Origin of the sequence: Agrobacterium sp. MCAB5, assembly GCF_052114365.1 — a bacterium.
GTDB lineage: Bacteria > Pseudomonadota > Alphaproteobacteria > Rhizobiales > Rhizobiaceae > Agrobacterium > Agrobacterium tumefaciens.
The window spans coordinates 175743-197572 of sequence record NZ_JBFREP010000012.1 but is presented as its reverse complement, the minus strand read 5'-3'; the positions used below and the strand labels follow the sequence as shown (position 1 = coordinate 197572).

19 protein-coding genes are annotated in these 21830 nt (G+C 60.7%); 1 reads left to right on the top strand and 18 read right to left on the bottom strand.

Annotated elements, in window-relative coordinates:
* Positions 1-90: 90 nt before the first annotated feature.
* The 12 genes from AB4Z23_RS23360 to AB4Z23_RS23305 all read right to left on the bottom strand — a co-directional run bounded on the left by AB4Z23_RS23360 (position 91) and on the right by AB4Z23_RS23305 (position 13485).
* Complete coding sequence (locus AB4Z23_RS23360; protein WP_035200163.1) at positions 91-1488, bottom strand: amidase; 1398 nt, start codon at positions 1486-1488, stop codon at positions 91-93.
* A gap of 53 nt (positions 1489-1541) precedes the next feature.
* Positions 1542-2363: an ABC transporter permease gene (locus tag AB4Z23_RS23355; RefSeq protein WP_035200162.1), complete on the bottom strand. Its 822-nt coding sequence runs from the start codon at positions 2361-2363 to the stop codon at positions 1542-1544.
* On the bottom strand, positions 2360-3310 hold the full coding sequence (locus AB4Z23_RS23350; RefSeq protein ID WP_003518092.1) for an ABC transporter permease: 951 nt from the start codon (positions 3308-3310) through the stop codon (positions 2360-2362). The genes AB4Z23_RS23355 and AB4Z23_RS23350 overlap by 4 nt, the downstream gene beginning before the upstream one ends.
* Before the next feature lie 229 nt (positions 3311-3539).
* The gene (locus tag AB4Z23_RS23345; RefSeq protein ID WP_025595067.1) at positions 3540-5075 is read right to left on the bottom strand and encodes an ABC transporter substrate-binding protein; all 1536 of its coding nucleotides are present in this window, start codon (positions 5073-5075) and stop codon (positions 3540-3542) included.
* Positions 5076-5261: 186 nt separating this feature from the next.
* Positions 5262-6164 carry a LysR family transcriptional regulator gene (locus AB4Z23_RS23340; protein ID WP_025595068.1) on the bottom strand — a complete coding sequence of 301 codons (903 nt, stop codon included), beginning with the start codon at positions 6162-6164 and terminating at the stop codon, positions 5262-5264.
* 67 nt (positions 6165-6231) lie between these two features.
* A complete protein-coding gene (locus AB4Z23_RS23335) occupies positions 6232-6981 on the bottom strand; it encodes an ABC transporter ATP-binding protein (protein WP_025595069.1) in 750 nt (249 codons plus the stop codon).
* A complete protein-coding gene (locus AB4Z23_RS23330) occupies positions 6978-7814 on the bottom strand; it encodes an ABC transporter ATP-binding protein (protein ID WP_035200158.1) in 837 nt (278 codons plus the stop codon). Before AB4Z23_RS23330 ends, AB4Z23_RS23335 begins: the two co-directional genes overlap by 4 nt.
* Positions 7811-8743: a nickel transporter permease gene (gene nikC / locus AB4Z23_RS23325; protein ID WP_003518097.1), complete on the bottom strand. Its 933-nt coding sequence runs from the start codon at positions 8741-8743 to the stop codon at positions 7811-7813. Before nikC ends, AB4Z23_RS23330 begins: the two co-directional genes overlap by 4 nt.
* Positions 8740-9807, bottom strand: coding sequence for an ABC transporter permease (locus AB4Z23_RS23320; RefSeq protein ID WP_003518099.1), 1068 nt, complete (start codon positions 9805-9807; stop codon positions 8740-8742). Before AB4Z23_RS23320 ends, nikC begins: the two co-directional genes overlap by 4 nt.
* 18 nt (positions 9808-9825) lie before the next feature.
* Positions 9826-11466 carry an ABC transporter substrate-binding protein gene (locus tag AB4Z23_RS23315; RefSeq protein WP_003518100.1) on the bottom strand — a complete coding sequence of 547 codons (1641 nt, stop codon included), beginning with the start codon at positions 11464-11466 and terminating at the stop codon, positions 9826-9828.
* A 50-nt stretch (positions 11467-11516) separates the two neighbouring features.
* On the bottom strand, positions 11517-12572 hold the full coding sequence (locus AB4Z23_RS23310; protein WP_003518101.1) for a dipeptidase: 1056 nt from the start codon (positions 12570-12572) through the stop codon (positions 11517-11519).
* Between the two features lie 205 nt (positions 12573-12777).
* On the bottom strand, positions 12778-13485 hold the full coding sequence (locus tag AB4Z23_RS23305; RefSeq protein WP_065687468.1) for a phosphoribosyltransferase: 708 nt from the start codon (positions 13483-13485) through the stop codon (positions 12778-12780).
* A gap of 208 nt (positions 13486-13693) precedes the next feature.
* Here AB4Z23_RS23305 and AB4Z23_RS23300 point away from each other — a divergent pair, with 208 nt between their 5' ends.
* Positions 13694-14866 carry a M20 aminoacylase family protein gene (locus AB4Z23_RS23300; RefSeq protein WP_003518103.1) on the top strand — a complete coding sequence of 391 codons (1173 nt, stop codon included), beginning with the start codon at positions 13694-13696 and terminating at the stop codon, positions 14864-14866.
* A 74-nt stretch (positions 14867-14940) separates the two neighbouring features.
* On the opposite strand, the gene cml is transcribed toward AB4Z23_RS23300, so the two are convergent.
* The 6 genes from cml to AB4Z23_RS23270 all read right to left on the bottom strand — a co-directional run bounded on the left by cml (position 14941) and on the right by AB4Z23_RS23270 (position 21679).
* Positions 14941-16131 carry a CmlA/FloR family chloramphenicol efflux MFS transporter gene (gene cml, locus AB4Z23_RS23295; protein WP_035200154.1) on the bottom strand — a complete coding sequence of 397 codons (1191 nt, stop codon included), beginning with the start codon at positions 16129-16131 and terminating at the stop codon, positions 14941-14943.
* Between the two features lie 213 nt (positions 16132-16344).
* Positions 16345-18138, bottom strand: a complete 1794-nt coding sequence (locus AB4Z23_RS23290) for an adenine deaminase (protein WP_441360826.1) — start codon at positions 18136-18138, stop codon at positions 16345-16347.
* Positions 18135-19055: a nucleoside hydrolase gene (locus tag AB4Z23_RS23285; RefSeq protein ID WP_441360825.1), complete on the bottom strand. Its 921-nt coding sequence runs from the start codon at positions 19053-19055 to the stop codon at positions 18135-18137. Before AB4Z23_RS23285 ends, AB4Z23_RS23290 begins: the two co-directional genes overlap by 4 nt.
* Positions 19056-19057: 2 nt before the next feature.
* Entirely contained in the window at positions 19058-20083 is a 1026-nt protein-coding gene (locus AB4Z23_RS23280; protein WP_115064548.1) for an ABC transporter ATP-binding protein, read from the bottom strand.
* Complete coding sequence (locus AB4Z23_RS23275; protein WP_003504740.1) at positions 20076-20855, bottom strand: ABC transporter permease; 780 nt, start codon at positions 20853-20855, stop codon at positions 20076-20078. Before AB4Z23_RS23275 ends, AB4Z23_RS23280 begins: the two co-directional genes overlap by 8 nt.
* On the bottom strand, positions 20852-21679 hold the full coding sequence (locus AB4Z23_RS23270; protein ID WP_097099532.1) for an ABC transporter permease: 828 nt from the start codon (positions 21677-21679) through the stop codon (positions 20852-20854). Before AB4Z23_RS23270 ends, AB4Z23_RS23275 begins: the two co-directional genes overlap by 4 nt.
* Positions 21680-21830 lie beyond the last annotated feature (151 nt).

Sequence of the window (21830 nt, the reverse complement as noted above, 5' to 3'; positions counted from 1 at the left end):
CTCCTCCCGTTTTGAATGCCCGGGGCACCGTAACAGGAGGGGTGGAGAAGCGGGTATTATGGCTATACTACAGGGCCGATAAAGACGCGATCAGCGCGCTTTGGGCGGCTCCGGCCAGCGCCGAACACCGCCGCCCCAATCCTCGAAGGCCTTGGAAAGCTTGAGCACGAGCAGATCCGCGTAACGCGGGCCGACGATCTGCAAGCCGATCGGCATCCCGGATTTCGAGAAACCGCAATTGATCGAGGATGCTGGCTGTTCCGACATATTCCAAGGGACGGTGAAGGCGATATGTTCGAAGGGTCGCTCGGGGTCGTTGGTGGGCGAGGCCCAGTCGGCCGGATAGGAGACGATGGGATTGACGGGTGAAATCACCACATCAACCGACTGCATCAACCGCCCGCAGGCTTTGCGCATTTCCATGGTCTGGTTGAAACCGAAAACGGCCCGCGCGCCGGAAACATCAGCGCCCTTCTGCGCCCATTCGTGAATATAGGGAAGGATCGCCGCGCGTCGTTCGTCACTCAGCGCCGCCATATCGCCCCAGAATTTCGCCCGCCAGAAATCATCCAGCCCATCAAGCATGTCCCGAGACAGCACCGGCTCGACCGGGACCACGATGGCACCTGCATCCTCGAACAGCTTTGCGGACGCCACAACAGCATCCCGCACCTCATCGTCCAGGGCCAAGCCGCAGCCGGCATCCAGCATCAGGCCGATCCTCAGGCCCTTTACGTCGATATCGAGGTCCATCCAGTTGATATTGTTGGGCGGCAGCGCGGTGCCGTCGCGCCAGTCCGGGCGGGAAAGCGTGGCCATGGCATAGGCGGCGTCGACGACGGTGCGGGTCATCGGTCCGGCGCAGCGGCCGGTATAATAGGGATCGACGGGTATGCGGCCCTGGCTGGGCTTGAAGCCGAACAGCCCCGTCCACCCCGCCGGTAGCCGCACCGAGCCGCCAATATCCGTGCCGATATGCAGGGTGCCGTAACCCGCAGCACCGGCAGAAGCCGCGCCGGCACTGGAGCCGCCGGGGTTCTGTGTCGGGTCCCACGGGTTGCGGCTGAGCTTGTGAAAACTGGAAAGGCCCGATGACAACATGCCGTAATCCGGGCAGGTGGTTTTGGCGTAAATGATGGCGCCGTCCTCGCGGCAGCGGGCCGCAACCGGCGCGTCTTCCAGGGCCGGCACCAGTTCCACCGCTTTGGTGCCAAGCGGAACCGGCTGGCCTTTAGTGGCGATCAATTCCTTCAGCGACACCGGAATCCCATCGAGGGGCCCGAGCGTTTCACCTTTTTGCCAGCGCGTCGTTGAGGCCAGCGCCTGCTTGCGGGCATCCTCGGGATCATAGGCGTAAAGCGCGTTCACCGTGGGCTCGAATGCGTCGATACGGGCCTCTACCGCCTGCCAATATTCCGATGGCGACAGCTTCTTTTGCCCGTAAAGCGCCAGGATTTCGAGCGTGTTGAGGTGTATGAGATCGGTCATAAGCTTCGTCTCGTCAGAAAACAGATAATATGGGCGATATCGGCTTGAAGCGGTCAGCTGGTATCGCGTGGGTCCAGCAGGTCGCGCAGGCCATCGCCAAGCAGATTGAGGCCGAAGACCGCGAGCGCAATGGCAAGGCCGGGCGTGATGGCAAGCCAGGGTGCAGCACCTAGATAGGTCTGCGCATCGGCCAGCATCCGCCCCCAGGTGGCAGCCGGCGGCGGCATGCCGAGACCGAGGAATGAGAGTCCCGCTTCGGTAAGGATGGCAAGGCCGAGCTGGATGGTCACCTGCACGATGATCTGGTTGGAAATATTCGGCACGATATGAAACAGCGTGATCTTGGCGCGGTTCTGGCCGATGCTGGTGGCGGCGGTGACATATTCCCGCGACCATATCTGCAAGGCCGCACCCAGCGTCAGCCGCGCAAAGACCGGCACCATGAAGGTGGCAATGGCGATGATGGCGGTGAACCGCCCCGTACCGATGAACGCGCCGAGCATCATGGCCGACAAAATCGGCGGTACGGCGAAGATGATATCGCAGGCGCGCATCACCAGGGTTTCGGTGAAACCGCGCAGTGCCGCGACCGATACGCCAAGCGCCGTGCCAATGAGCGCGCCGATGGCAACGGCGGCGATGGAGGTGGAGAGCGAATTCCATGCCCCCGCCATCAGCATGGACAGCACATCGCGGCCAAAATGGTCGGTGCCAAGCCCGCCATAGGCAAAGGGCGATTTCAGCTTCTGGGCAATCTGTATCTTCGTCGGAGAAACCGGCGTCCAGACCAGCGAAAGCAGGGCAACCGCGACAAGAAAGAGAGTGACAGCGATGCCAAGGACGAAAGCGGGGCGGCGGCGGATCAGTCGCATCATCGTGCACCTGCCCGCAGTCTTGGATCGATAAAGAGATAGGCGATATCGACCAGAAAATTCATGACGATGACAAGCGCCGAGAAGAACAGCACGACGGACTGCATGACGACGATATCCCGCTGGGTCAACGCCTGATAGGCAAGCCGCCCGAGGCCCGGCAGGTTGAAGACATTCTCCACCAGCACTGCCCCGGCAATCAGGAAGGTGAATTGCAGGCCGATCATGGTGACAACGGGGATCATGGCGTTCGGCACCGCATGTCGCCACAGCGCTACCCGCTCGCTCAGCCCCTTGGCGCGGGCGGTGCGCACGAAATCCTCGTTCATTACCTCAAGTACTGCCGAGCGGCAGACGCGGGTGAGGACGCCTGCCTGCGACAGCGCAAGCGCGATGGCTGGAAGCACAAGCGCGATAAATCCGGCAGAAAAACTCGGACGCCAGCCGGGAAAACCGCCTGATGGCATCCAGCCGAGCGTGGTGGAAAAGACGATGATGAGCAGCAGCCCGACCCAGAAACCGGGAACGGCAATGCCGACATGGGAAAACAGCCCGGCTGCGAAATCCACCGGCCCGTTTCGGCTTCTCGCTGCCGCGACGCCGAGCGGAATGGCGATGGCGACCGACAGGCAGACCGCGAGCAGCGCAAGCGGCAGGGTGACGGCAAGCCGCTCGACAATAAGCCCCGCTACCGGCACGCCGTAGGTATAGGATTGTCCGAGATCACCCCGGAATACGCCTGCAAGCCAGTGGATGTAACGCAATGGCAAGGGCTGATCGAGACCCATCTGCTTTTGCAGCGCGAGAAGCGTATCCGGGCTCGCCGACGTGCCGAGCATGATGGCCGCCGGATCACCCGGCAACAGCCCCATGATGATGTAGATGATGAGCGACACCGCAAACAACGTGACGATGAGGCTTGCAAGGCGCCGGACGAGAACGGCTAACATCTGGCATTCTTTCCTTGCGTTGTTTCGTTTCGGGATGTGGCGGATGGATTTATTGTCATCCCCGCACACTCTTCCCTCACCCCTGTGCTTGTCACAGGGATCCAGCCGAAGCGTGCCTGCACGGCGGAAAGATTCCTTTCAGCCCAACGACTTGGGCTGGCTGGATTTCTGTGACAGGCACAGGAATGAGGTGGTGGGTAGGAATGCGCCTCACCGTTCACAACAAACGTCACTCTTCCCAATGCACATCCGTCAGCACATTGGACGGAATGGGTTCGTTTTCCCACAACCCCTTCAACTTCTTGTCCCAGACGCCGAGTTTCGGCATCACGAACAAGAACAGCGCCGGCACATCTTCGGCGAGGATTTTCTGGGCTTCGCCGTAAAGCTTTTCCTGCTCGGCCGCATCCGCCGTTTTTTCAACATTGGCGATGACCTCGTTGAAGGCAGGGTTCTTATAGTTGAAATAATAGGGATCACGGGAGTAGATATCGATATCCATCGGCTCAGCGTGGGCGACGATGGTCATGTCGTAATCCGCGCCCTTCAAAACATCCGCCACCCATTTTGCCGGAAATTCCGTGGTCTCGATGGTCATGGTGACACCGATTTCGGCCAACATCGCCTGGAGGATTTGCGAGGTCCGCTGGGCATAGGCCATTTGCGGGGCCTTGATCGTGAAGCTGAAACCGTCGGGGTAACCCGCTTCGGCAAGAAGCGCCTTTGCCTTGTCTATATCGTAAGAATGAACACCGGTCGTATCGATGTAACCGCGATCGTTCGGCGTGTAGTGGCTGCCGATGGCCGTGCCGTAACCCGACCATGCGCCTTCAATCACCGTGCCGCGGTCCACCGCCATCATCAGCGCCTGGCGCACGCGCTTGTCGTTGAAGGGTTTGCGGGCATTGTTCATGCCAGCCACGACCTTGAGTTCCGTATTGCCGACGAAGGTACCGAGACGCGCATCGCCGTCGAAGGACGTCATCAGTTCCGGCGCGCCGAATTCCGGGAAGGCATCGATATCGCCGGATTTCAGTGCCGCTGCCTGCGCCTGCGGATCGGAAACGAAGCGGAAGGTGGCCTTTTCAAGCTTCACCGCCACCGCCTTGTCCCAATAGGCCGCGTTCTTCTCCAATTCCACCTTGTCGCCCTTGGCCCAGTTCACGAACTTGAACGGGCCGGTGCCGATGGGCGTGGTACGGTTATTGTCAGCGCTCTTCGGCGCAACCATGACGGAGGCCGGCCAGCCGAGCCAGTAGATCAGGCTGCCCGCCGGCTGCTTCAGCTTCAGTACCAGCGTCGCGGCATCCGGCGTTTCTATGCTCTCGATGGCGGTGAAGAAGCGTTTTTGTGGGTTTACCGACGTTTCACCGCGCGCCCGGTCGAGCGAAAATTTCGCAACAGAGGAATCGAAGGCCTCGCCGTCGTGGAAGGTAACACCCTGGCGCAGCTTGAACGTATAGGTCTTGCCATCGGCTGAAATTTCCCAGCTTTCGGCAAGCTGCGGTTTCACCTTGCCGTCATGGTCGATGGTGACGAGACCTTCGAATATGTTCTGCCAGCTGACCTGACCGATGGCGACGGGTGCCGCAATTGTCGGGTCGAGACCAGTCGGCTCCACTGTCATGCCCAGCGTCAAGGCGGTCTTCGGCGCGGCCGCGGCGTCCGTCATAGAAAGCGGCATCCAGAGCGCCGTCCCCAGTGCAAGCGCAAGCGCGGCGCGCCGCGTAACTTTCAGCGGCTGCGAAAAATAAGTGCGTGGCATCATTTTCCCCTGTCTGGCGGCCGAGGCATTTTTGCCTTTCGAAGACCACCCGTTGCAAAAAGAGTGTCATGTTGCAGGCGCACACACAATCGTGATTTTTGTGTGCTCCGTGTAGCTGAAATGGCTACACGGAAATACGGATGGAAATCAACCGGGATGGACAATTCTCCAGGCTGACGAATTCCCCTACCCCGCTGTCGCCTCGCGCATGAAACGCTCGATGAAATCGGCAAGCTTAGAGGCGGCGAAGGATAGTTGACGGTCGGGCGCCACGCAGAGATCGATCTGGGTGTGGATGCCCTTCTTGCCGGAAAGCGGAACAGCAACCATCTGGCCGCTGCGAATTTCACGCGCCACCGACAAGGCCGGCAACAGCGTGGCCGCGGCATGGCCCAGAACCAGTTCCTTCAGCATTTCCAGCGAACTGGTGATAAAGACGGGATCAAGCTCGATACCGGCATCGGCAAACAGTGTATCGAAGGCCTGACGCGCCGCGAAACTCTTGTCCGGCAGGGCAAGCGGCAGGCCGGCCAGTTCTTTCAGCGAGACTTCCGCCTGCGCGGCAAGCGCATGGCCGGTCGGAAAGATAGCATCGTAACTGATACGGGTGCGCGAGCGCACTTTCACGCCGGAGACCTTGGGCGCAAAAAGGCTGACGACCAGATCCGCTTCGGCTGCACCCAGTGCTTCCATCGCCTGGCGCGCGCTGGTGATGTGCACCTCGAAGCGCAACTGCGGATATTTGAGGCTGAACTGCGCCAGCACCGGCGCCAGAAGGTTCGCAACCGTCGCGCCATTGGCATAAACGGTGACCCGGCCGCGCTGAAGCCCCTTCAGGTCATCGATCAGCTGGTGCACATGGTCGAGTTCGCGCAGCGTCTTGCCGGCGCGGGCAGCCAGCAATTCCCCCGCCGCCGTCAGCTTCACGCCCCGGCTGGAACGCTCCACCAAAGGCGAGCCAAAATAATATTCGAGGTTCTCGATCTGGCGGCTGACTGCCGTCGGCGCGACATTCAGATTTTCGGCAGCGGCGCGCATGGAATTGGTGCGGACAAGTTCGTCGAAATACATCAATGCGCGCAATTGCATGGTCGGGATACCCTGTTTTGGCCGACACTGTCCGTCATGCCGGGCTTGACCCGACTATAGCGGCAGCTCAAGCGCGCTTGAAGCCCTCGCTCGCCACCAGCAGCTGCCTGGTATAATCCGCAGTAAACTCGCGGCTTTCCAGCGCTTCCGCCTCCAGCATTTCCACCACCTTGCCGCTTTTCATTACCGCAAGGCGATCGCACATGTGGCTGATGACGCCGAGATCGTGGCTGACCATAACGAAGGTGAGGTTGCGGTCCTTGCGGGCCTGTTCCAGCAGATTGAGGATTTCCGCCTGAATGGACGCGTCGAGCGCCGAGGTCGGCTCATCCAGTAGCAGAATCTTCGGCTCGACGATCAGCGCGCGGGCAATGGCAATACGCTGCCGCTGACCGCCGGAAAGCTGGTGCGAATAGCGGAAGCGGAAACCGGTGCCGAGACCCACCTCATCAAGCGCACGCGCGATGCGTTGCTCGCGATTGTCGAGACCGTGGATGACGAGTGGTTCTAGCAGCAGCGCATCCACTGTCTGGCGAGGGTGCAGGGAACCGTAAGGGTCCTGAAACACCATCTGCACATCGCTATAAAAGCTCTTGTCGCGGTGCTTGCCCGAATAGGAGCGACCGGCCACCATCAACGAGCCTTCGTCGAAATGGTTGAGGCCGGCAATTGCCCGAAGCAGCGTCGACTTGCCGGAACCGGACTCGCCGACGATACCGAAGGACTCACCCTCGGCCACATCGATGCTGACGCTGTCGAGCGCGATATATCCGTCGAAATCGACCACCATGTCTTTGATAGAAAGAACCGTGCTCATGCGCGCCACTCCGCCTTGCGTTCCAGAACCGGCAGCGGATGCCGGTGGCCGCCAATTTCCGGCAGGCAGTTCAAAAGACCCTGCGTATAGGGATGCTTCGCCTCTTTAAGATTGGCAGAAGAGAGCTCCTCAACGACCTTGCCCGCATACATGACCAGAACGCGGTCGCAGAAAGACGACACCAGCCGCAGATCGTGGCTGACGAAAATCAGCCCCATGCCGCGGTCGCGAACCAGCTTGTCGAGAATATCGAGCACTTCGAGCTGGACCGTCACGTCGAGCGCGGAAGTCGGCTCATCGGCGATCAGAAGTTCCGGGCCGCAGACCAGCATCATGGCAATCATGACGCGTTGGCCCATTCCGCCGGAAACCTCGTGCGGGTAAAGATCGAACACGCGCTCGGGATCGCGGATCTGCACCGCCTCCAGCATGGCGAGCGTGCGTTGGCGCGCCTCGCCGGAACCGATGCTTTCATGGGTACGCAGCGTTTCCATGATCTGGCGGCCGATGGGCATGACCGGGTTCAACGAATATTTCGGGTCCTGCAGGATCATGGCCAGGCGCTTGCCGCGCATGAGCCGCCGTTCCTTTGCCGAAGCACTGAGAAGATCGACATCGCCGAAGCGCAACACATCGGCCTCGATGCGAGCGCTTTTCGGCGTCAGGCCCATGATGGCGCGGCCGGTCTGCGATTTGCCGGAGCCGGACTCGCCGACGATGCCTAGGCGTTCGCGTCCTAGCGTGAACGAGACGCCACGCACCGCCTCCACCAGCCCGGTGCGGGTGGGAAAGGAAACGCGCAGGTTCTCGACGGTCAGAAGCGGCGCGCTCATTGGTTCGCCTCCTTGGGGTCCAGCGCATCGCGCAGGCCATCGCCCAGAAGGTTGAAACCGAGGCTGACGATCAGGATCGCAATGCCCGGCATGGCGGCAACCCACCATTGGTCGAGAATGAAACGGCGTCCGGAAGCAATCATCGCGCCCCACTCCGGCAGCGGCGGCTGTGCACCGAGGCCAAGGAAGCCGAGACCGGCTGCTGTGAGGATGATGCCCGCCATATCGAGCGTGACACGCACGATGAGCGACGACATGCAAAGTGGCATGACGTGTTTCAGAACGATGCGAAACGGCGACGCGCCCATGAGCTTGACCGCCGCGATGAAATCGGAATTGCGGAAGGTCATGGTTTCGGCGCGCGCGATGCGCGCATAGGGCGGCCATGAGGTGACCGCGATGGCGAGCACCGCGTTTTCAATGCCCGGCCCAAGTGCGGCCACCAGCGCAAGCGCCAGAACCAGCTTCGGAAAGGCCAGAAAAATATCGGTGATGCGCATCAGAACGGCATCCACCCAGCCGCCGGCATAACCCGAGACGGTGCCGACGATGAGTCCGATGGGTGCGGCGATGATGGCCACCAGCAGCACGACGAACAGGGTCAGCCGCGAACCGTGGATGAGGCGCGAGAGAATATCACGCCCCTGATCGTCAGTGCCGAGCAGGTAACCTTCTGTCCCCGGAGGCAGAAGTCGGGCATTGCGCAGATCGCCCTGCACCGGATCGTGTGGTGCAAGCACATTGGCGAACAGTGCGACAAGCAGCAGCGCAATGATGATGCCGAGGCCAAGCAGCGCCAGCCGGTTTTCCGAAAAGCGCCGCCAGATGACATAGGCACGGCCTAGCCGTGCCTGCCTGCGCGAGGCAGGCCGGTCGGAGAGCAGCCATTCGCGGCTGTAGGGTTTGAGTGTATCGGTCGAAATCGTCATCGGCTGCGCGTCCTTGGGTCGAGCGTCCGGTAAAGCAGATCGGAGAAGAGATTGATGCCGACGAAGATGGCGCCGATCACGATCGTGCCGCCAAGAACGGCATTCATATCCGCATTCTGCAGGGAATTGGTGATGTAGAGGCCGAGCCCCGGCCACGCGAAGATGGTTTCGGTCAGCACCGAACCTTCCAGCAGACCGGCGTAAGATAGCGCAATCACGGTCACCAGCGGCACGGCGGCGTTGCGCAGCGCGTGAAACCAGATGATGCGCGTTTCCGAAAGCCCCTTGGCGCGCGCCGCAACGATATATTCCTGGGCGAGCTCATTCAGCATGAACGAACGCGTCATGCGGCTGATATAGGCCAGCGAAAAATAGCCGAGCAGCGAGGCGGGCAGGATGATGTGGCGGAACAGATCCCACAATACGTCCCATTGCCGTTGCCAGATCGCGTCGATCAGGAAGAAACCCGTGACCGGCGTAAAGGTGAATTCGTAGACGATATCCATCCGGCCGGGATAGGCGACCCATTGCAACCGGGCGTAAAACACCAGGAGCGCCAGGAGGCCAAGCCAGAAAATCGGCACGGAATAGCCGATAAGGCCGATGACGCGCACGACCTGGTCGGCAAAGCTGCCGCGCTTGACCGCGGCAAGCACGCCGAGCGGAATGCCAAAAACGGCGCCGATGATGGTGCCGAGCGTGGCAAGCTCTATGGTTGCCGGGAAAACCCGCTTGATATCCTCCATCACCGGGTTGGTGGTGAGGACTGAGATGCCGAAATCACCCGACAGCGCCTGCTTCAGATAGATGAAGAACTGCTGCCAGAGCGGCAGGTTGAGGCCGAGCTGCTCACGCACGCGCTCGACCACATGCGCAGGCGCGCGGTCGCCGACAATTGCTAGCGCGGGATCGATCGGCACAACGCGGCCAATGAAAAATGTGACCGCCATCAACCCCAGAAAGGTGGTGATGACGGTGACGGCGAAGCCGAGAATGGCCTTCGCGCGGGCGTTGGCACGGCGTTTGCCCTGCCTCGCCCGGCTGTTTGCTTCAACGATGCTCAATAGACCGATCCTTCCGGATCATTCCTTGGAGATCGTATAGACATAGTTGGTGTCGAAGCTCGGGCCGAGCTTCAGGCCCTTGAGCTTCGCGGAGTATCCCGCCACTTCCGTCTGCTGGAAGATGATGACGAACGGGCCTTTTTCGAGAACTTCCTTCTGGAGGTTCTGATAGATGGCGGCGCGCTTGGCATTATCCTTTTCCAGAAGTGCCGACTGCGTTTCCTTCGTCAACTCCGGAACGTCCCAGGCGTTACGCCAGGCAAGCGTCTTGTTCTTGCCTTCTTCGGAGTTGTCGTAGTTGATCGTGAAGGTCTCGGCATTCGAGTTCGGGTCGAAATAGTCCGAACCCCACTGGCCGATGTAGATATCGTGCGTGCGGGCGCGATACTTGGTAAGCGTCTGCTTGCCGTCGCCGGGAATGATTTCCAGCTTGATGCCAGCCTGCGCCAGCGTCTGCTGTACGCTTTCGGCAATGCCGGTCACCGGCTGCGTGTTGCGCACATCCATGGTCACGGTGAAGCCGTCCTTCAGACCAGCCTTCGCCAGCAGTTCCTTGGCCTTGGCGACGTCGAGCTTGTATGGGTTCTCGTCAAGCGCGCCGAGCTGGCCCTTTGGCAGGAAGGTCTGGTGGATTTCGCCGATGCCCTTGATGATCGTCGCGCCGATCGCGTCGTAGTCGACGAGATATTTAAAGGCCTCGACGACCTCAGGCTTCTTCAGGTTCTCGTTCTTCTGGTTGAGGCTGAAGTAATAAACGGTGCCCTTGGGCGCGGAGGTGACGGCAAGGCCTTCCTTCTTGGAAACGGCTTCCATATCACCCGGCTCGAGGTTGCGGGCAACGTCGATATCACCGTTTTCAAGCGCCAGGCGCTGGCCGGAGCTTTCCTTCATGTGACGATAGACCACGCGCTTCAACTTCGGCTTCTCACCGTAATAGTTGGGGTTGGCCTCCAGAATGACGGCTTCGTTGGCCTTCCAGCCAAGGATCTTGTAGGGGCCGGAACCGGCATAACCTGTTTTCAGGAACGCATTGCCGAAATCGGTGTCGTATTTGTAATCGGCGCTCGGCGTGACGGGCTTGGCCTTTTCGGTTACCAGCTTCTTGTCGACAACTGCGGCAACGGTCGCGGTCAGAACGTTCAGCACGAAGCTTGGTGCGTAGGGCTTGTCGACCGTCAGTACGAAGGTGTTGGCATCCGTCGCTTTCGCCTTCTCAGTGACGTTGTCGCCCTTGAGACCGAACTGCGTCAGAAGGAATGCTGGCGACTTGTCGAGCTTGATGGCACGTTCAAAGGAAAAGGCAACATCATCTGCCGTCACCGGATTGCCGGAGGCGAATTTCAGGCCGGTCTTCAGCTTGAAGGTATAGGTGAGACCGTCTTCAGAGGTCGTCCAGCTCTCGGCCAGATCGCCGATCACCTTGGAGGTGTCGTTGAGATCGATGGAAACCAGCTTGCTGTAGGTGTTGCCAGTAACTTCAGCTGCCGACAGCTCGAATGCCTCACCCGGATCGAGCGTGATGATGTCGTCGATGGCGAAACCTTCAACCAGCGTATCGGCCGGCGTGGCGGCAAAAGCGTGCGGCGCAGACAGCATCATCAGCGACAGAGCAGCGCTGGTGCTGAGGATACGCATGGACTTGTTGAGCGATTTGATCATAGGATCTCCCCTTTTGTTATGAGATTGATTTAGTTCGCTTTTATTTGCCTTCAGGCCGGCTCGTGCCAGGCCTGGGATAGGACGCGCAGCCAGTTTTCCCGGCATATTTTAGCAAGTTCTCCATCACCGTAGCCCGCCGATTTCAGCGCCGCAACCAGATTGTGGTTGCCGCTGGCATCGGCAACGCCAACGGGTACCGTCGCGCCGTCGAAATCCGATCCGAGCGCCACGCAATCGACGCCCATACGCTCCACCATGTAGTCGATGTGGCGCACCATGTCGGAAAGCGGCGTGTCGGCAATGTCGCGCGCATCCGCCCGCAACATGGTGACCGCGTAGTTGAGGCCCACCAGACCGCCGCTCTCCTTGATGGCATCCATCTGCCGGTCAGTAAGATTGCGGGCGACGGGGGTGAGCGCATGTGCGTTGGAATGGCTGGCGATCAAAGGCTGGTTCGTGGTCTTCGCCACATCCCAGAAGCCCTTTTCGGTGATGTGGGCGAGATCGATGAGAATGCCGAGCCGGTTGCACTCCTTGACCAGCGCAAAACCGGCATCGGTAAGGCCGGGCGCGGTATCGGGCGACATTGGATAGGAGAAGGGAACGCCGTGACCGAAAATATTGTGCCGGCTCCAGACCGGACCGAGCGAGCGCAGGCCGGCGGCATAAAAAACCTCAAGCGCATCGAGATCGGCACCGATCGCCTCACAGCCTTCCATGTGCAGCACGGCCGCGAAAATATCCTCGGCAAAGGCCTTGCGGATATCGGCCGTCGAGCGGCAAAGGCGCCAGGCGCCGGCACGGTCAAGCCTGAGCGCGATCGCAGCCTTTTCCATCGCAATATCGAGCGAGGGCTGGCGTTCGAGCGGCGCCGCAAGCGGTGTATCGTAATGACCCTGCGCGTCCGGCTCCTGCAGGACCAGATCGCCGGAAGGAATGTAGATGGCGCAGATGCCGCCGCCGAGACCGCCTGCACGTGCACGCGGACCGTCGATATGGCCTTCGCGGGTGCCGTTCTTGAATTCAGCCACCGGATCGCCACCGGCCTTGCTGTTGCGCCACAACCGAAGCAGCACATCATTATGACCGTCGAACACTGCATGCATGTCAAGAAATTCCAGTAAGCGGCAAAACCAAAGGGGGCGGGCAGACGCCGGAATAACACCGCGCGAGAGCAAACCGGCGCATTTTTCGCCGACTGCTATAGTCTGTCAGAAACGATCTTAGGACGATCTCTCACGGCTCCGCAAGACGCAAATTAGGCAACGATGAAATTATCACCACTTGCCTTTTGCCGGGAATTGCGCAACGTCAAGCCTGCCAGCCGCCTTCGGCTTTTTTCAGCAGCGGCGTCGCGAAAACACCCCTCACCCGCTCCGGCCATTCCGGCCCGAAAGCAGCGATTTTTTGCACCCAGCGATCCGATTGCAGCATGGCAGCGCCGATTGCCACCGGCTTGATGCCGGATGAGGCGAGAAGCGAAAGACCTGAAATGATTGAGCTGCCGCTGGAGATGACATCGTCCACCAGCGCCACCCGCCTGCCCTCGATGAGGGGCAACATGCGCGGATCGATGTAAAGCCGTTTTTCCTGCTTGGTGGTGATGGAGGACATCGGCACCGACAGTTCCTCCAGATACCAGAATTTGCGCGAAGTGCCGAGCGGCACATATCGCGAATGGCCGAGGTGACGGGCAACGGCTGCGGCAAGCGTCAGCCCCAGAGTCGGCAGGCCGATCACGACATCTGGCTTGAGGGGGCGAAGCTTTTCCGCCAGGTCGGCGGCCAGCACTTCCAGCACGTCAAAAGAGGCCTGATTGACGATGAGCGAGGCGAGCGCATGTTCGCCATCCGCCAAGGACCGGATCGGCAGGCAGATCTGCCGCCCGTCATCCAGCTCCGCCGGAAAGAAAGCCGAATGCGGGCCTGTCGTATCGAACGAACGGGGCGGAAGAACATCCTGCCAGAACTCATGCGGCGCGGCGGGGGATGATGCGGCGGGCGATGCGGATTGCGGCATCGGTTTTCCTTTCAGAAGCGGGACGGCAAAAGCGGAAGCGATTTTCATCCGCGCCATCCCCGTTCGGCATATCAGGCATTTCGACAACCGCAGGCATGCGGCGGGTTCATTTCATTGGGTTTTTCAGCTAGAAGGAAACAAAGCAACAGGCATTCGGACAAGCCCACCTATGGCGTGGGTTTTCCCCATATTCAAGGACAAGCTACCCATGAGACTGCTGGACCGCATCGGCGAGGACCTGCCATTCCTGACGGAGCTTCGCCACGATCTCCACGCCCATCCGGAACTGGGCTTTGAAGAGGAGAGAACCAGCGCCATCGTCGCCGATCTTCTCGAAAGGGCGGGAGTGAAGGTGCATCGCGGCCTTGGCGGTACCGGCGTGGTCGGCACGCTGCAGGTGGGCAACGGCACCCGCAGTATCGGTCTTCGCGCCGACATGGATGCGCTGGCCATGCCGGAAATTCCCGACCGGCCCTATAAATCGAAGTTCCCCGGCAAGATGCATGCCTGCGGCCATGACGGCCACACCGCCATGCTGCTGGGCGCTGCGCGTTATCTCGCCAGTACCCGCGATTTTTCCGGCACCGTCCATTTCATCTTCCAGCCGGCCGAAGAAGGCCGTGGCGGCGCGAAAAAAATGGTTGAGGACGGGCTTTTCGACCTGTTTCCCTGCGATGCAGTTTATGGCCTGCACAACATGCCGGGGCTTGGCATTGACGAAATGGCCGTGGTGGAAGGACCGCAGCTTGCCTCTTCCGATAGCTGGCGCGTCACCTTCAGGGGCATCGGCACCCACGGCGCCAAGCCGCATCTCGGCCGCGATCCGGTAACGGCGGCGGGCACCTTCCTCGCTTCGCTGCAAAGCATCGTCGGCCGCGTCGTCGATCCGCTGCAACCTGCCGTCGTCAGCGCCTGCTCGGTGCAGGCGGGTGACCCCAAGGCGCTCAACGTCATTCCCGATCTCGTCGAAATCGGCGGCACCGCACGCGCCTACGCGCCTGAGGTGCGCAGCCAGCTTGAAACGGAAATCGGCAGGCTCGCCAAGGGTACGGCGGCGATGTTCGGCATCGAGGCAAGCTATGAATTCATCCGCCGCATTCCGCCCGTCATCAACGATGCCGATGCGACGAAACGGGCGCTGCGAGCCGCCAAGACCGTCTTCGGCAACAAATCCCGCACCGCCTTCCCGCCCTCGACCGCCGGCGACGACTTCGCCTTTTTCGCGGGCGAAGCCCCCGGCTGCTACGTCTGGCTCGGCAACGGCCCCGCGGTGGATGGCGCGCTGCACCACAACACCTCCTACGACTTCAACGACGCGGCAATCGTTCCCGGCGTCGCTTTCTGGGCAACACTGGTGGAGCAGGAACTGGCGGCGGAGTAAGGCCGAAAGCCACTTTTTGCATTCCCAAATCTGAAAAGCCGGGCAGCGGCAGACGCGCTGCCCGGCTTTCTCGCTCAGATATTCCGGCGGTTCAACAAATATAGCGCCGTCAGGACAAGGCAGGCCATGATCGATGAATAGGCGATCACCGGCCATGCCGCATCACCCGGCAGAATGACGACAGCCAAGGTGCCCGCTATTCCCACAAACAGACTTTGAATGCAGAAATAGAAGGCGACGGCTGTTCCAGCCATGTGCCCGAACTCCTCCAGCGCGCCATTGGCGGTGACTGAAACCGTAAAAACGATTCCGACCGCCATGACCCACATCGGTACGATAAACGTCAAAAATGACGGAACCGCCCCGACTTCACCTGCAGTGAACAGAAACGCCCCCACGAACAACAGGGCCATGCCCCTCACGAGACTGCCCTGCACACCCCATCTGGCAACGAAAAACTTCGCAAAACGGGTGGTAACGATCATTGCGATTGCGACGGTTGCAAAAGCCAGGCTGAACTCCACCTCGGAGAGACCTGCCCTGCCGATCATGACGAGCGGAGCGGTGGAGAAGAATACGAAAAACGTTCCCATGGCAGTGCTGAACCCAAGCGTATAGGTCCAGAAGCGACCACTGCCCAACATGCGCAAAGGCGATAGGCGTGACATCGTTGCCGTCGCCGGTCGGGTTTCGCTCCAGTTCATCCCTGCGGCAACCGTCGCAATGAAAGCTGCCGCGCCCAGGGTGACGAAGATGGCACGCCAGCCGAATTCATTGGCGATGACCGCCCCGACAATCGGACCGAGTGCCGGGACGAATGCGAGAATGGAGCTGAACGTTCCGTATATCGTCGTTGCTTCCGGACGATCCGCATAGACGTCGCGAACGGTGGCGAAAGTGGCGACCAATGCCGCCGCCGCTCCAGCCGACTGAAGGAACCGGAAAACGATAAAGGCGCTCGCCGTTGTCACAGCTGCGAGGCAGAACGAGGCCACGACGAACAGCAGGGCACCGCCGATCAAGACGGGCCGGCGACCGATGCGGTCGGAGATGGGGCCAAACACGATTTGCCCAAGGCCGAGCATCACCATGTAAACGGTGAGCGTGAGTTGAACCACCACCGGTGTCGTGCCGAGGGCTTCCGGCATGATGGGGACGACCGGCAGGTAAATATCCATGGCCAGCGAGGCGAGAATATCAAAGGGAGCCATCAGCAGCATTGCTGCCAACAGCGATCTCCCCCAAACGGGAGTTGGAATAGACATTAGAATTGATCCGCTCAAATGAGGACATTTGGCGGCGTCTGCCCGAAGAAACAGGGATCGCTCGACAGAACGCCGCAACAACGAAATATCGTCGTTGCGGCTTACTTATCTGATGACTTCGAGGCACCCATGTTCAACATCCATATAGAGCGACAGGTAAACAGGGGTTGGATTTAGCAATATGCCGGCTTTTTGGCAACGCTCGACCCTGGTTTACCCCACCACCGCAAGCACCGGGCTTTCCATCACCCGTCCCGTCAACACATCGGCAATGCCCATATCTGTCTGGTGAGGACCGATGTTGCAGGCGAGCGTGGCGCCGAAGCAGGCTTTGAAGACCAGATAGGGTGGCTGCCAATCGACCACCTTGCCGACAGCGGCGCGCAATTCCTCGAAAGCCTGTGCTACGTCTTCAAGCGGCGCATCGGAAACGAGGCCTGAGAGCGGCAGGGGTAGAAGCGCGGTCACCTTACCCTCAGAGGCGACAGCCATGCCGCCGCCTGTCGCAATCACCGCATTGGCGGCCAGCGCCATGTCTTCGGCATTACCGCCGAAGACAGTGAGGTTGTGGCTGTCATGCGAGACGGTGGTGGCGAAGGCGCCGTTCCAGCGTCCCCAGCCGGTAAGGAAGCCGGTCCTGGTAACTGGCTCGGCCTTGCCGTGGCGGTGGGTGACGGAAATCATCGTGGCGCCTTCGGGGGGAACGACGAAACCATCCTTCACCTCGGCTTCCGCCTCGCCCCATTGCGTGAAGCGTGGGCGGTCGATGGTGGCAAGGCGCACCCTTGCGCCCTCGCAGGCAACCCGGAAATCATCGGCTGCGCGCAGCGGCAGCTTCATCGAGCCTTCGAGCGCCGCCGCATCGCAGGCTGGAATGTCGACGAGCATATGCCCGGCTTCCGCAACCGCCCTGCCACCGGCCAAGACATGACGGGGTGAAAAACCACTCAAATCCTCGAAAACGACGATATCGGCACGGCGACCGGCGGCGATGAGGCCGAGATCGGCACGGCCAAGCCTTTGCGCAGCATTCAGTGTTGCGGCGCGCAGCGCCCATTCCGGTTTCAGGCCATAACGGACAAGGCGGCGCACCACATCATCCAGCCCGCCGCCCCGCAACAGATCGTCCGGGAAAACATCGTCAGTGCAGAGCGTCAGCGTCTGCGGCAGGTGGCCGAGCGCATTCAGCGCCTCCACAAATTCCGGCAGCAGATGATCGTGCGAGCCGCGCAGCTCGATGGTCAACCCCGCCCGAAGCTTCGCCATCAGGTCTTCAGCCGAGACCAGCTCGTGATCGGAAGAAACACCGGCCACCATGAAGGCGTTGAGATCGGCGTCCTTCAGGCCGCGCGCATGGCCACAGATGAGCTTTTCCGAGACAAGACCGGCCTGTACGATGCCGCTCATGCGCGGATCGCGTTCGATGACGCCGCGCATGTTCATGATTTCCGCAACCCCGCCAATCTGCGGCCATGACAGGATATCAGCGAGAATTCCGGCATCGAAATCAGCGCCGCCGCGCTCCAGACCCGGTGCTGATGGCACTGAGGAGGGTGCAAGCAGAATGGCGCGCAGCGGCAGGTTTTCGATGGATTTCGCCGCCCAGCGCACCCCTTCGACACCATGGACATTGCCGAATTCATGCGGGTCCCAGACGATAGTGGTGACGCCGCGGGCAACCACGGCTGCCGCATAGGCAGCGGGCGTTATCATCGAGCTTTCGATGTGCATATGCGTGTCGATCAGGCCGGGCGAGACAAAGGCGCCCGACGCGTCGACGAGCTGCGCAGCATCGCTGCGGCTTGCCGGTTCGTGAACGCTGGCAATTAGCGGACCGACAATGCCGATATCAGCGGCGCGAAGCTCCCCCGTCACCACATCCACCAGCGTTCCGCCGGTAATGAGAACATCGAAAGCCGCATCGCCGCGCGCAGCGGCAACCGCGCGGGCGCGCATCGCATCGTCGTTGAGATCGGCCGGCTCGCGTATCGGGGATTGTGCACTCATCGGGCAGCCTCGCGGCGCAACGCCTCGAGAACCGCAGCCTTTGCCGCTTCGGCATTCACGGTGTCGGCGAAATGCGCGTTGAAGGCGGCAACCTTGTCGGCACGCGGCTCAACCACCGTTCGCCCGCGCGTTAGCGCCGCGTGAAGCTCGACATCGATCCGCGTATGGCGCCAGCCAAGCAGCTCGGAGGTGAAGCCGACAGCGGCAACGGGATCGTAAAGCGCCATGCCCGGTCTGCCGCGTCTCGTGGCGATGCCGATGAAACCTTCCAGCAGGTCGGCAATCAGGCCGGCGTTTTTGCCGCCAGCATTTCGGATCGGCAGCACATCGGCTGGCGAGGCGGTGACCTTGCGGCAGGCGTCCAGATCGACCATGCGCAGCGGCAGGTCATGGGAAAGCACGATGGCCAGCGCTTCCGGATCGGCAAAGGCGTTGAATTCGGCAGATGCGGTGTGGTTGCCGCTCGTCACGCCGCCACCCATCCAGGTCAGATCGGAAATTTTCGCGGCAAGATCGGGCCGGGCAAGGCAAAGGGCGGCGATATTGGTAAGCGGGCCGAGCGCGAGGATACGCTTTTCGCCTGCCCCCTCAAGCCAGCCGCACAGCGCAGTGAAAGCGTCGCTTTGCGGCAGAGCGGGCGCATCCGGCAGGCTAAGGCCGACGGTCGGAATGCCGCTGTCACCCAGAATGCATTGTGCGGTTTCGAGCGCGCCAAGGACGGGTTTAGCACGGCCCTGATGGAGCGGCATGGACCAGCCGAAGGCGGCGACCGCGCCTGCGGCGTTGCTGCAGACAACATCCAGCGTCGCATTGCCGAAGACCAGCGAAATGCCGTCTATGGCAAGGCCTGCCGACTGCACCACCATGATGGCGGCGATATCGTCAAAGCCCATATCGGTATCGATCCACACACCCATGATCAGCCAAACACCTTGAGGCTTGCCGCCTTTTCGACCGGGAGGTCGAAGGCGAGCGTATCACCGATCGTATGGGCGGTCAGCGCAGCATCGGTCTCCGCCTTGATGGGACCAAGCAGCGTATCCAGCAGGTACTCACGGGTATTTCCGGCAAAGGATGTGCCGCGCACGGTTCCCTGGAAAGGACCTGAACCAAGGGTGACCATGCGCGGCCGCCAGGCCAGTCCAGATGCTGAAGGGACTGGTCCGGTAAGCGGTGTTGTGCCGTTTTCGGTTTTCAACGCGCCGCCTTCCAGCGCGAAGATGTTTTCAAAGCCGACGAAATCCGCCACGAAGGCGGAAACCGGCGCATTGTAGATCTCTTCCGGTGTACCGATCTGCTCAATCTTGCCGCCCTTCATGACGACAATACGGTCGGCCAATGCGAGCGCCTCGATCTGGTCATGGGTGACGAAGATCATCGTCACACCGGTTTCCTTCTGCACGCGCTGCAATTCGGTGCGCATTTCAAGCCTGAGGCGCGCATCAAGGTTGGAGAGCGGCTCGTCGAGCAGCAGCACCTTCGGCTCCATGACCATGGAGCGCGCCAGCGCCACGCGCTGCTGCTGGCCGCCGGAAAGCTCGGCCGGCCTGCGCGATGCGAAGTTCGACAATCCCACGGACTTCAGACCGGAGGCGACCTTGTCATCAAGCGCCTTGCCGTTCATGCCCTTGAGTTTGAGGCCGAAGGCCACGTTTTCGTAAACCGTCAGGTGCGGAAACAGCGCATAGGACTGAAACACCAGCCCGACAGCGCGCTTGTTGGCGGCGACGCGGGTGATATCGGCGCCGTCGAGATCGATGCGCCCGCCCGCCACTGGCATCAGCCCGGCAATGGCGCGCATCGTGGTGGTCTTGCCACAGCCGGAAGGACCGAGCAGCGCGAGAAGTTCACCCTTGCGGATATCGAGGTCGAGATCCTTGACTGCGATGCTGTTGCCGTAGGCGAGCGAGACTTTTTGGAGCGAAAGGTAATTTGCGTCAGACATAACGGGAGAACCCCAGAAAACGTTCGGCCAGGAAGACGATGCCGATGGAAAGGAAGGCGAGCAGCGATGAGAGTGCGGCGACAGACGGATCGAAAACGATCTCCATGTAGCCCAGCATGTCGATGGGCAACGTGCGCACGCCCGGACCCGACAGGAACAGCGACACGGGCACCTGATTGAAACTCGTCACGAAACCGAGGATGAAGGCCGACAGGATGCCGCCGCGAATATTTGGCAGCACCACACGGAAAAATGCGCCAAACCGCGACGAGCCGAGCAGCACCGCCGCCTCCTCGATATCCGAACGCAGATTGTTGAGGCTGGCCGAAACCACCCGTACCGCATAGGGCAGGATGAGCGCCGTGTGCGCGAGAAACAGGGCAAGCGTGATGCCGATGCCGAAGGGAACGACGAAATAGCGCAGCAGCGCCAGACCGACGATGATACCCGGCACGATGATCGGCGCCGAAACGATCGTGCGCACGGTTTCCGCAAAGGGCAGCTTGTAGCGCGACATGGCGTAGGAAGCGGGAATACCGAGGACGAGCGCCGTGAATGTGCCGCCAATGGCGAGGAACATCGACATCGCGAAGCTTTCACGGAAACTTTCGACGGTGAAGACCTTCGCGATCCATTTCAGTGAAAAGCCCTGCGGCGGAAAGGCGAGCGTGTCGCCGGCCGAAAATGAGGCCGCAACGATGATGAGGAACGGCCCGATCAGGAAGCCGACAACGAGCAGGAGCGTGAGCGGAATGAAGAGCTGCCGGGTCATTTCTTGTTCCTTGCGGTGGCGATGCGCTTCAGCAGGATATTGGCGGCAAAGCTCATGACGATCAGGATGAAGGCGATGACGCTGGCGGCGACGAAATTGTTGGAGACCGTCACCTGCTGGTAGAGCAGGGTTTCCAGCATCAGCACCTTGGAGCCGCCGAGAATGGCCGGCGTGATATAGGCCGTGAGCGAACCGGTGAACACCAGCGTGCCGCCGACAACAAGCCCCTCCTTGGTGAGCGGCAGGATGACCTTCCAGAACACCTGCAGCCAGTTTGCGCCGAGAACGCGGGCGGCTGCGATCGTATCCTTGGGCATATTCTCCAGCGCACTGATGAGGGAAATGATCATTAATGGCAGGAACAATTGCAGAAGGCCGATGAAAACAGCCGTTTCGGAAAACAGTATACGGATCGGCGCATCGCTCAGTCCTACAGCCTGAAGCGCCTGGTTGACGATGCCGGTTCTTCCGAGAATGACGATCCAGGCATAGGTTCGGGCAACCGGCGAGATCATCAGCGGCAAGACGACCAGATTGACGACATGTCCTTTCGCGCCCTGCGACAGATTGACGATGGCGAAAGCCGCCGCATAACCCACAACCGCAGATACGATGGTGACGAGTGCGCCAAGCTTCAGGGTGCGCAGGAAAACCGCCCTGTTCAGCGGATCGGAGAAGAAATCGGCGTAAGCGGACAATGTCCAGCCGTCAGCGGTGTGAAAGCCTTCCGACAGGAGCATGAAGACCGGCACAAGAAAGACCGCCGCCGCGAAAATAGCGGCGGGCAAGGCAAGCGCCAGCGCTTCGGCCCGGTTCTGAAACATCGCTTTATTCCCTGAACGGCCCGCGGCCGATTGTTACTGCAACCGGCCAGGGCCAGCTTGCGGAATTGAGAGGTGGAAAAGCGGTCAGGGGACGACCAAACCGCTTTTCCGGGAATGGAGCCGCCCTTTCGGACGTTACTAAATGCCCCAT